The organism is Caulobacter sp. GW821-FHT05F04 (genome assembly GCF_059419665.1).
Window position 1 is genome coordinate 299,386 of sequence record NZ_JBWKSF010000003.1, and the last position, 11,725, is coordinate 311,110.

Consider the following 11,725-nt stretch of genomic DNA (forward strand, 5'->3'; position numbering starts at 1 on the left):
GCTTAGAACCGATAGTTCAGGCCGACGAGATAGGTGCGACCGTAGTTCTGGTAGTCGATGACCTGGCGCGGATCGTTGTTCTGGTAGGTGACGAAGGGCTCGTTGGTCAGGTTGTTGACCTGGGCCAGGACCGAAAGGCCCTCCATCGGGCCGTCGCTGAAGGTGTAGCCGATCTGGCTGTCGACGACGGACTCGCCTTTGACCATCCGGTAGTTGCGACCGTTGCCGAAGCCGGTGACCTCGCCCAGGAACTTCGAGCGGTAGCGGTCGCTGACGCGGAACGAGAAGCCGTTCTTCTCGTAGTAGACGGTCAGGTTGGCGACCTTCTTCGACAGGCCCGGGATCGGGGTGCTCAGGTCGTTCGGGTTCGGGTGGATCGAGCTGTCGGTGTACGAGGCGCTGAAGGTGGCGCCGAATCCGTCCAGCACGTCGGTGAACAGCGCGCCGGGGATCGAGGCGGCGAATTCGACGCCCTTGACCGTGCCGCCCTTGCCGTTCTGCGGGGTCGTCACCAGGCCCTTGCGGGTGGCCGGTTCCGGGTTGCCGCCAGTCGGGAAGCCGGTGAAGTCGTAGATGATGCTCTGGTCGTAAACGTAGGTCTTCAGATCCTTGTAGAAGGCGGCCAGCGAGACATAGGCCTGACGGCCGAAGTACTTCTCGTACGACACGTCATAGGCGTCGGCGCGCCACGGCTCGAGGTCCGGATTGCCGCCCGTGCCGCTCCACGGCGAGAAGTTGATGTCGGTATTGCCGCCCTTGGCCGCGTCGAAGCTGTACTGCGTGCTGGCGCGCATCTGGTCCATCCGCGGACGGGCCAGGGTGCGGGCGACGGCGAAGCGCAGGGTCTGCTCGGCCGGCAGGTGGAACTGCAGGTTCATGCTGGGCAGGAAATCGGTGTAGGTCTTGCCGCCCGACAGATTGGCGCGGGTGACGCCCGCGCCGGTGCCGCTGGCGCCCAGGGCGGTCGAGCTTTGGTCGGTGTTGACGATCTGGAAGCCGAAGTTGCCGGTGACCGGCACGCTGCCGACAGCCGCGTCGATATTGGCCTTCACATAGCCGATCGTGACCTTTTCCTCGACGTCCCAGCTCTTGACCAGCACGTCGGCGTTCGGGTTGCGAACCAGGTCGTACGTACCGTTCTTGATCAGGGCGAACGGATCGTAGCTGACCATGCCGGCGATGCCGATGAAGGCCAGAGAGGTCGTGCCGACGATGGCCGACGAGGGGATCGCGACGCTGGCCGGCGAGCCCTTCACGCGCAGGAACCATTCGTCGTTGACGAGGCCCTTGGAGCGTTCGCTGTAGTTGAAGCCGATCTCGAAGCTGGACAGGCCGTCGCCCAGCGCCTTGGCGGCCGACAGGCGGACCGCCTTCAGCTCGTCCTCGATGTGCGGCTGGTTCAGATAGCCGTCCTGGCCGCCGGTGATGATGTCGCCGCCCCAGCCTTGCGGGCTGGTCAGCTTGATCACGTTCGGATCGGCATAGTTCAGGGTCGACTTGAAGATCGCCACGCCGTCGTCGTTCATCGAGAACGTCATGTTGTCGGTCGCGCCGACGCCCGAGCGGCCCGTGCCCGAATAGCTCTCGACGATCTGGTCGGTGCGGTCGACTTTCGACCACGACAGGTCGCTGACCAGGGTCCAGTCGTCGCCGACGTTGAACCTGTTGTTCCAGCCGACCGACTTGATGGTCGCGTCGCGGTCGTTGCCGTCGTTGCGGACCACGCCCTTCACGCCGTTGAAGGCGCCGCTGTTGACGAAGCCGCCCGAGGCCTGGGCGCCGGTCAGCGGCACGCCGCCCCAGACCAGCGGCAGTTCGATGCCGCGCTGGATCTGGTGGTTCTTGAACTTCGAATAGAAGACGTCCAGCGACGAGCTGAAATTGTCGGTGGGCTTGAACTCCAGGACGCCGATGACGCCGTCGCGCTTCAGCATGCTGGACTGCACGTACGGCTTGGCGCCGCCGATCACCAGGTTGCCTGAGGCGTCGGTGGGATAGCCCCATGAATTCCAGCGCTCGGCCTGGTAGGGCGACTCCATGTGGGCGTAGCCCAAAGCCAGGCCCAGCTTACCGTCCATGAACTGGTCGATATACGAGATCGACAGGCGGTTGCCGTGGGCCTTGGTGCCGGCGTTCAGAGCGCCGATGTCGTTCCACTCATAGCGGGCGCCGATGGCCAGGGCGCGCTTGCCGAAGGCCAGTGGACGGACGGTGCGCATGTCGGCGGTGCCGGCCAGGCCCTGACCGATCAGGCCGGCGTCCGGGGTCTTGTAGACCACGACGGCGCTCAGCAGTTCCGACGGATACTGGTCGAACTCGACGCCGCGGTTGTCGCCGGTCGAGACCTGCTCGCGGCCGTTCAGCAGGGCGGTGGTGAAGTCGGGGGCCAGGCCGCGGATCGAGATGACCTGCCCGCGGCCATCCAGGCGCTGGGCGGTCAGGCCGGGCAGACGGGCGATCGACTCGGCGATCGACATGTCCGGCAGCTTGCCGATGTCCTCGGCCGAAACGGCTTCGACGATCGAGGTCGAGCTCTTCTTCAGCGAGATGGCGCCTTCGATGCCGCGGCGGATGCCGGTGACGACGACCTCTTCGACCTTGCTGTCGTCCTGGGTCGCGGGGGCGGTGGTCTGGGCCTGGGCCGAGCCGGCCACGGCGAACGCCAGGACCAGGCCGGTGGCGCCACCCGCCATCAGCCACGCACGACGACGCGAAACTTGGGTGTTCATGGAATGCTCCCTCCCTGTCCGGCTCTGCGCTCTTGCAAACTTGCGATCGGGCCGTTGCTGCAAACTACCGCAAATTAACGCGCTGTAATCAACCCAAAAAATTGCAAATCCGGCGTCAGGCTCGTCTTGGGATCACCGGAATGGGGCGTCGTGTGGCTTCTTTGCGCCACTTGCGCCGCGAAAATTTGTTGGAAGGGGCTGCAAATCCAGTCGGCCGGACGGATTGACAGGCTGTCGCTGGTTCTGCAAATTCTTGCAAATAATTGCAGTGCGGTTGTCATTCGCCGCGAGGGGGGGGCGATGTCGGCGTTGACGCCTTGGCGACGAACGCTGCTGGCCGTGACGGCCCTGGGTGTGCTTGGCGTGGGAGCGCTGGCCTCGGCCGCGTGCGCTGCTCCGGGCTCCTATCGCCTCCGCAAGCCCCAGGATGAAGTGATCTATTTCGTCCTGCCCGATCGCTTCGAGAATGGCGACGCGACCAATGATCACGGCGGGCGCGATACAGGGCCGCTGGTCGACGGCTTCGACCCGACGCGGGCAGGCTTCTATCACGGCGGCGATCTGAAGGGGGTGACCCGGCGGCTGGACTACATCCAGGGCCTGGGCGCGACGGCGGTGTGGCTGGCGCCGATCTTCAGGAACCGCGCGGTGCAGGGCTCGCCGGGCCACGAGTCGGCCGCGCACCACGGCTACTGGATCACCGACTTCACCGATGTCGATCCGCACTTCGGGACCAAGGCCGACTTCAGGGCGCTCGTGGATGCGGCCCATGCCCGAGGCCTGAAGGTCTATATGGACATCGTCGTGAACCACACGGCGGACGTCATCCAGTACAAGGAATGTCCGGACGGCCGCTGCGCGTATCGTGGCGTCGCCGACTATCCCTATGTTCGCCAAGGCGGCCTCGGCGGCGCGCCGATCAATGCCGGTTTCGACGGCAAGGACTTCACCAAGCTCAAGACGTCGAACTGGGCCTACGCGCCTTATGTTCCGGCGGGGCAGGAGCACCTCAAGAAGCCGGATTGGCTGAACGACCCGATCTACTACCACAACCGGGGTGACAGCACGTTCGCGGGCGAGAGTTCGCTGCTGGGCGATTTCGCCACGCTGGACGACGTCTTCACCGAGAACCCGCGCGTCGTGCGGGGTTTCGTCGAGGTCTACGGCCAGTGGATCGACGATTTCGGGATCGACGGCTTCCGCATCGACACCGCCCGTCACGTGAACCCCGAGTTCTGGCAGGCTTTTGTTCCGGCCATGCTGGCGCGCGCCAAGGCCAAGGGGATCCCGAACTTTCACATCTTCGGCGAGGTGTTCGACGCCGACCCGGCGATCCTGGCCAGCCACACGACGGTCGACAGGCTGCCGGCGGTGCTGGATTTCGCCTTTCAGTCGGCGGTCACCGATGTCGCCCTGGGCCGGACCGGGACCGACCGCCTGGCCCGCGTCTTCGCCGCCGATCCCGTCTACGAAGGCGGCGAGGCGACCGCGCGTCAGCTGCCGACCTTCCTGGGCAATCACGACATGGGCCGGATCGGCTGGTTCGCGCTGAAGGCCAAGCCAGGGATAGGCGATGACGAGTTGCTGGCCCGCGTCACCCTGGCCAATGCCCTGATGCTGACCGCGCGGGGCGTCCCGACGATCTACTACGGCGACGAGCAAGGCTTCACCGGCGACGGCGATTACGCGGACAGCCGCGAGGACATGTTTGCGAGCCAGGTGGCCAGCTACAACGACAACCGTCTGATCGGCTCGAGCGCCAAGGGGGCGAGATCCGCCTTCGAGGCCGACGCTCTGCTCTATGGCCGTATCGCCGAACTCGCCAGGCTGCGCCAGGCGACGTCGGCGCTGCGCGAAGGGCGCCAGGTGGTCCGTGTCGCCAGTGAAAAACCCGGCCTGCTGGCCTTCTCGCGCATTCTGGACAAGACCGAGGTATTGGCTGTCTTCAACACTGGCGACCAGCCGCTGACCGCCAACATCCCGGTCGAGACCGGCTCCGTCGCCTGGCGGGCGCTGCACGGCGCATGCGCCGCGACGGCGACCGCGCCCGGCAGCTATTCCATCGAGCTGAAGCCGCTCGACTACATGATTTGCGTTTCCGAGGGACGACAGTGACAGTGCAGGTTCTGGTTCGCCCCGGTGCGGAGACGTCGATGAGCGCCGAATGGTGGCGTGGCGCGGTCATCTATCAGGTCTATCCGCGCAGCTTCGCCGACTCGAACGGCGACGGGGTCGGCGACCTGCCCGGGATCACCGAACACCTCGAGCACATCGCCTCGCTGGGCGTCGACGGGGTGTGGCTGTCGCCCTTCTTCACCTCGCCGATGAAGGACTTCGGCTACGACGTCTCGGACTATCGCGACGTCGATCCGATCTTCGGGACCCTGGCCGACTTCGACGCCCTGATCGCCAAGGCCCACGCCCTAAATCTGAAGATCATCATCGACCTGGTGTTCTCCCACACCTCGGAAGAGCACCCGTGGTTCACGGAAAGCCGTCAGGATCGGACCAACGCCAAGGCCGACTGGTTCGTCTGGGCCGACGCCAAGCCGGACGGCAGCCCGCCCAGCAACTGGCAGTCGGTGTTCGGCGGCCCGGCCTGGACCTGGGACGCCCGTCGCGGCCAGTACTACATGCACAATTTCCTCAGCAGCCAGCCGCAGCTGAACCTGCACAATCCGGCGGTGCAGGAAGCCCTGCTGGCCGTCACCCAGTTCTGGATCGACAAGGGCGTGGATGGTTTCCGCTTCGACGCCATCAACTTCTCGATGCACGACCCGGCGTTCACGGATAACCCGCCGCTGCCGCCGGGCGGCAAGCGCACGCGGCCGTTCGACTTCCAGGACAAGATCCACAACCAGAGCCACGCCGACATCCCGAAGTTCCTGAGCCGCCTGCGGGCGCTGACCGACGCGGCGGGCGGCCGGTTCTCGGTGGCGGAAGTCGGCGGCGACCACGCGGACCGCGAAATGAAGCTGTTCACGGCCGGAAACGATCGCCTGAACAGCGCCTACGGCTTCCTCTATCTCTACGCCGACAGGCTGACCGGCGACATGATCCCCAAGGGCGCGGCCATGTGGCCGGGCGAGGACGGGGAGGGCTGGCCGTCGTGGACCTTCTCGAACCACGACGCCCCGCGCGCGGTGTCGCGCTGGGCCGAGGGGCGCGACCGCAAGGCCTTCGCCGAGATGTGCCTGCTGCTGTTGATGGGCCTGCGCGGCAATGTCTTCGTCTATCAGGGCGAGGAGCTGGGCCTGCCCCAGGCCAATGTGCCGTTCGAGCGCCTGCAGGATCCGGAGGCCATCGCCAACTGGCCCCAGACCCTGGGGCGCGACGGCGCGCGCACGCCGATGCCGTGGGTGGCTGGCGCGATCAACGCCGGCTTCTCTCGCGTCGAGCCCTGGCTGCCGGTCGATCCCGAGCACCTGCCGCTGGCGGTGGACGCCCAGGAGGCGGATCCGACCTCGACCCTGCATGTGGCGCGTCGCCTGATCGCCTTGCGGAAAGCCTATCCCGCCCTGCGCACCGGCGCGATCAGCTTCGTCGACACCAACAGCCCGCTGCTGATCTTCCAGCGCGGGGAGGGGGTGGACGCCGTGCTGCTGGCCTTCAATCTCGGCCATGAGGCGGTGACCTGGTCGCTGCCGGAGGGGTGGGCGATCGTCGACGGGGTCAACCTGGGCGGCGACGGCGAAATGCGGCCGTGCGCCGGGCTGATCGCGCGACGGGTCTAACCGCCGCAGCTTTCGCGAATGATCAGGTCCGTCGGCACGCGTTCGGACCGGCTGGCCCGCTCGCCGCTGTCGAGCAGCTTGGAGACCATCAGCCGGCCGGCCTTGTTGGTGTCCTGGGCGATGGTGCTCAGAGCCGGGCTGGCGTAGCGGCTGAAGGGGACGTTGTCGAAGCCCATCACCGAGACGTCGCCGGGAACCGACAGACCGGCGTGCTTCAGGGCCCGCATGGCGCCAAGCGCGATCAGGTCGGAGGCGGCGACGACGCCGTCGAACGCCACACCGTGGTGGATCAGGCTGTCGACAGCGGCCTCGGCCGACTCGACCTCGAAGTGGGCCGGGACGATCAGGTTTGGGTCGACGCCCAGCTTGGCGTGGTCGAGGGCGTCCAGATAGCCGCGATGGCGCTGCATGGCCTCGGGCGCCTCGGTGTCGCCGAGGAAGACGATGCGCTTGCGGCCCAGGCGCTGCAGGTGAAGCGTGGCGCGGCGGCCGCCCATCACGTTGTCCGAGCCGACCGAGCAATAGTTCTGGTCCGGCAGCTGGGCGCCCCAGACCACGAAGCGGTTCTCGGTTTCGGCCAGGCGGTTGAAGGCCGCGTGCAGCGAGCTCTGGCCCAGGAAGATCACGCCCTCCGCCCGGCTGGTGGTCATGGCCGAGGACAGGTCCTCGAAATTGGTCGGGGCGATGTGGCTGAGGATCACGTCGCAGCCGCGCTCGCGGGCGGCCTCGCCGACGCCAGCCAGCAGCTCGAGGAAGAACGGGTCCGACATGCTGCTGGCGCGGCCTTGCGGACGGGGTGTGACGATGGCGATCGTCGCCTCGGCCCCGATCGGACCGGCGGGCATGTAGCGGCGGAACGGATAGTCCATTTCGCGCGCCAGCTTCCAGATCAGCTGCTTGGTGCGCTTGTTGACGGCCGGGCTGTCGTTGAGGGCTCGCGACGCGGTCGAGATCGAAACCCCCGCCAGCTTGGCCAGGTCCTCCAGTCGCGTCGCCCCCTTGCTCACCTTACGCCCGTCCCTGTTCGACTGTTGATGCTGCAAAGATTTCTGCAAACTTTTTCAGAGGCCCATAAGGCGCCGTTCGATGGGGTTTGCAAGCCGAGCTGGTTGAAAATGGATGTGAAAACTACTGCAAACCGTGGCTTGAACCTTGCTGTTCCGCCGGTAGCGGATGTCGGGTTTGGGGCGCCTGTTTTGCGAATAGGCTCAACAAGTAGTGGATTCTCCGTTGCGCCCATTGACGGCGCATGCGCAAATGCCCGTCACGAGAGTTCATGAAAAAACTTGCGAACCAGTCGGGCTAACCGGCGGTCGGAGCGGGGCGGAGGACCGATGACCAGGCGGAGGCTCAGTTTCCTGCAGATCTGGAACATGTGCTTTGGCTTCTTCGGAATCCAGATCGGTTTCGGCCTGCAGAACGCCAACACCAGCCGCATCTTCCAGACCCTGGGCGTCGATGTGAACCATCTGGCGATCCTGTGGATCGCCGCGCCGGCCACGGGCCTGCTGGTCCAGCCGATCATCGGCCATCTCTCCGACAAGACCTGGGGTCGTCTGGGTCGCCGCAGGCCGTACTTCTTCTGGGGCGCGATCCTCACCACCTTGGCGCTGTTCGTCATGCCCAACGCGCCCGCGCTGTGGGTGGCGGCGGGCGCGCTGTGGCTGATGGACGCCTCGATCAACATCACCATGGAGCCGTTCCGAGCCTTCGTCGGCGACAACCTGCCCGACGAGCAGCGCGCCACCGGCTACGCCATGCAGAGCTTCTTCATCGGCCTGGGCGCGGTGCTGGCCTCGGCCCTGCCGTGGATGCTGACCAACTGGCTCCACGTGTCGAACACCGCTCCGGCCGGCCAGATCCCCGACGCGGTGCGGATCGCCTTCTACGCCGGCGGCGCGGGTCTCCTGCTGGCCGTGATGTGGACGGTGTTCACGACCCGGGAATACAGCCCCGACCAGCTCGTCGCCTTCGAGGCCGCCGAGCACGAGGCGTTGGGCTTCGGCCCGCACGAGGAGCCCGAGCCGTCGGTCAACGCCTATGTCGTCCTGGGCGTCGGCGGCGTGCTGGTGGGCCTGGCCTTGGCGCTGGTCGTCTGGAGCGCGCGCCTGGAGAAGGAGCTCTACGTCCTGGCCGGCCTGGTCTTCGCGTTCGGCGTGGCGGGCGTCGCTGGCGCGCGGCTCAAACGGATCGGGCGCACGGACAACGGCTTTTCCGAAGTGCTGTCCGACTTCTTCCGCATGCCCAGGACCATGCGTCAGCTGGCGGTGGTGCAGTTCTTCTCGTGGTTCGGCCTGTTCGCCATGTGGATCTACACGACGCCCGCGGTGGCGGCGGTCCACTTCCACGCGGTGGACGCGACGTCCAAGGCCTATAATGAAGGCGCGGACTGGGTGGGCGTGCTGTTCGCCGTCTACAATGGCGTCGCGGCCCTGGCGGCCCTGGTCATCCCGCTGATGGTTCAGGCGACCAGCCGCAAGCTCAGCCATGCCGCCTGCCTGATCCTGGGCGCCCTGGGCCTGCTGTCGTTCCTGTTGATCCGCGAGCCGGGGATGCTGTGGATCGGCATGATCGGCGTCGGCTTCGCCTGGAGCTCGATCCTGTCGGCCCCGTACTCGATCCTGGCCGGGGCCCTGCCGGCGCGGAAGATGGGCGTCTACATGGGCATCTTCAATTTCTTCATCGTCATCCCGCAGCTGCTGGCCGCGACGGTGCTGGGCCTGCTGCTGAAGAGCTTCTTCGGCGGCCAGGCGATCTACGCCCTGGTGCTGGGGGCGGTGTCCTTCGCCATCGCCGCCGCCACGACCTTCCTCGTCCGCGACCGTGTCGCCGGCGAGCCCGCCTGATCCTCCCTTTCCCTTCCAGCCTGACGAGGTCCTCGCCATGCGCCGCCTGAAACTTCTCGCCCTGGCCTCGGCCGCCCTGACCGCCAGCGCGGCGCATGCCGCCGCGCCGAGCACCTGGGCCTATTCGGCCAAGACGGGTGTCGGCGCGTCCTACGAGGCCTATGTCGACGGGGCCTACAAGGCCGGCGGCAAGACCGGGGCGGTGTCCAAGGTCTGGTTCTCGATCGCCGACGGCGTGCTGACCGAGACCATGTACGGTCTGATCCACGAGGCCCAGATCAAGCAGATGCGCATCGCCGTCCAGACCGCGACGGGCCTGGCGGTCGAGGGCGCGGACACGACCTCGAAGACCGAATATCTGCATGTCGACGCGGCCGGCCGTCCGCTGTCGCCGGCCTACAAGATCACCACCACCGACAAGCAGGGTCGCTTCGTCATCGAGAAGCGGATCTTCACCGACCCGGACCGTAACGCCTTGTTTGTGCGCGTGACCGTCAAGGCGTTGGGGGGGCCAGTCACGCCGACCCTGGTGCTGGAGCCGCACATGGCCAACACCGGCGGCGGCGATACCGGCGCGGCCTCGACGGCGGCGCTGACCGCCTACGAGGGCAAGGCGTTCCTGAGCCTGAAGGGGACCAAGCCCTTCGCCAAGGCCTCCGCTAGCGTGTTGAAGGACAATGACGCGCTGCTGGGCCTGAAGACCGCGACGACCTCGGCCAAGGGCGCGATCGTCCTGACCGGCCAGCTGCCGGCCGTGAGCAAGGAAGCGACCTTCGACTTCGCCATCGGCTTCGGTTCCGACGCCAGGGCCGCTGACGCCACCGCCGCCGCGACGCTGAAGACCGGTTACGCCGAGGTGCTGGCCCGCTTCAACGGCGAGGGCGCGCGGGTGGGCTGGGAAGACTATCTGGCCTCGCTGACGCAGCTGCCGCGCCTGCGCGAAGCCTCGGAGGATGGCGGCAAGCTGGTCCAGGCTTCGGCCCTGATGCTGAAGGTCCAGGAGGATCGCACCCACGCCGGGGCCTTGATCGCCTCGCTGTCCAACCCTTGGGGCGACACGGTCGACGCCACGACGTCCTCGACCGGCTACAAGGCCGTCTGGCCGCGCGACTTCTACCAGTGCGCCATGGCCCTGGCGGCCCTGGGCGACAAGGAGACGCCGCTGGCGGCCTTCCACTACCTGCCGACGGTGCAGGTCGGAGCCAAGACGCCTGGCAATAGGGGCGATGGCGGCTGGTTCCTGCAGAAGTCGCACGTCGACGGCACGCCCGAATGGGTCGGCGTCCAGCTGGACCAGACGGCCATGCCGATCATGCTGGGCTGGAAGCTGTGGAAGCTGGGCTGGCTGTCCGATGCGGAACTGAAGACCTACTACGGCAAGATGCTGAAGCCGGCGGCCGACTTCCTGGTCAAGGGCGGCAAGGTCGACCTGGGCTGGAACCACGCGACCATCACCCCGCCGTTCACCCAGCAGGAGCGCTGGGAAGAGCAGGGCGGCTACTCGCCCTCGACGACCGCCGCCGTGATCGCGGGTCTGGTGGTGGCCGGCGACATCGCCGAGGCCGCCGGCGACACGGCCTCGGCGGAGACCTACCGCAAGACCGCCGACGACTATTCGTCCAAGGTCGAGGCCCGCATGGTCACGACCAAGGGCGCGTTCGGCGACGGTCACTACTACCTGCGCCTCAACAGCGACCAGGACCCGGACAACAAGAGCCCGGTCGAGGAACGCAACGGCCAGACGGCGGTCCCCGAGGACAAGATGCTGGACGCCGGCTTCCTGGAGCTGGTCCGCTACGGCGTGCGCCGCGCCGATGACCCGGCCATCGTCGCCAGCCTGCCCAAGCTGGACGACGAGGCGATGGAGGACCTCTATCGCGTCCGCTACGGCTTCACGTTCCCGGGCGTCGACGGCAGCTTCCCCGGCTGGCGCCGCTACGGCGTCGACGGCTATGGCGAGGATACCAAGACCGGCGCCAACTATGGGGCCGACGGCCAGATGCGTCCGGGCCAGCGCGGCCGCGTGTGGCCGATCTTCACCGGTGAGCGCGGTCACTACGAACTGGCCCTGGCCGGCGTGTCGGGCAAGCCCGACGCGGCGTCCATCAAGAAGATCCGCGACACCTATGTCCGCGCCATGGAGCTGTTCGCCAACGAGGGTCTGCTGATCCCCGAACAGGTCTGGGACGGCGTCGGCGCGCCAAGCGCTCATGGCTACACGCGCGGCGAGGGGACCGACAGCGCCACGCCCCTGGCCTGGAGCCACGCCGAATACGTCAAGCTCCTGCGCTCGGTCAGCGACGGCCAGGTGTGGGACAACTACGCGCCTGTGAAGGCCCGTTTCTCCCGCTAGGGTAACTGTTCCTGATGCGCGGATTGTCGCAGTTCGGCGCGTCCGCGGCATGGTTAACGGGTG

The 11,725-nt window shown here is 66.9% G+C and carries 5 protein-coding genes and 1 pseudogene; 4 read left to right on the top strand and 2 right to left on the bottom strand.

The window, feature by feature from the left end; all coding sequences use genetic code 11:
• Positions 1–2 precede the first annotated feature (2 nt).
• Complete coding sequence (locus AC07R7_RS10040; protein ID WP_494635040.1) at positions 3–2,729, bottom strand: TonB-dependent receptor; 2,727 nt, start codon at positions 2,727–2,729, stop codon at positions 3–5.
• Between the two features lie 300 nt (positions 2,730–3,029).
• On the opposite strand from AC07R7_RS10040, the gene AC07R7_RS10045 reads away from it, so the two are divergent.
• Positions 3,030–4,844, top strand: a complete 1,815-nt coding sequence (locus AC07R7_RS10045; RefSeq protein ID WP_494635041.1) for an alpha-amylase family glycosyl hydrolase — start codon at positions 3,030–3,032, stop codon at positions 4,842–4,844.
• Positions 4,820–6,463 carry an alpha-glucosidase gene (locus tag AC07R7_RS10050; protein ID WP_494635042.1) on the top strand — a complete coding sequence of 548 codons (1,644 nt, stop codon included), beginning with the start codon at positions 4,820–4,822 and terminating at the stop codon, positions 6,461–6,463. The genes AC07R7_RS10045 and AC07R7_RS10050 overlap by 25 nt, the downstream gene beginning before the upstream one ends.
• On the opposite strand, the pseudogene AC07R7_RS10055 reads toward AC07R7_RS10050, so the two are convergent.
• Positions 6,460–7,562 (bottom strand): annotated as a pseudogene (locus AC07R7_RS10055) (LacI family DNA-binding transcriptional regulator). The gene AC07R7_RS10050 and the pseudogene AC07R7_RS10055 sit on opposite strands and share 4 nt — an antisense overlap.
• A gap of 235 nt (positions 7,563–7,797) precedes the next feature.
• On the opposite strand from AC07R7_RS10055, the gene AC07R7_RS10060 reads away from it, so the two are divergent.
• Together AC07R7_RS10060 and AC07R7_RS10065 are read left to right on the top strand one after the other, a co-directional pair.
• Entirely contained in the window at positions 7,798–9,309 is a 1,512-nt protein-coding gene (locus tag AC07R7_RS10060; RefSeq protein WP_494635043.1) for an MFS transporter, read from the top strand.
• 37 nt (positions 9,310–9,346) lie between these two features.
• Positions 9,347–11,662, top strand: coding sequence for a glucan 1,4-alpha-glucosidase (locus AC07R7_RS10065; RefSeq protein WP_494635045.1), 2,316 nt, complete (start codon positions 9,347–9,349; stop codon positions 11,660–11,662).
• Positions 11,663–11,725: the final 63 nt, after the last annotated feature.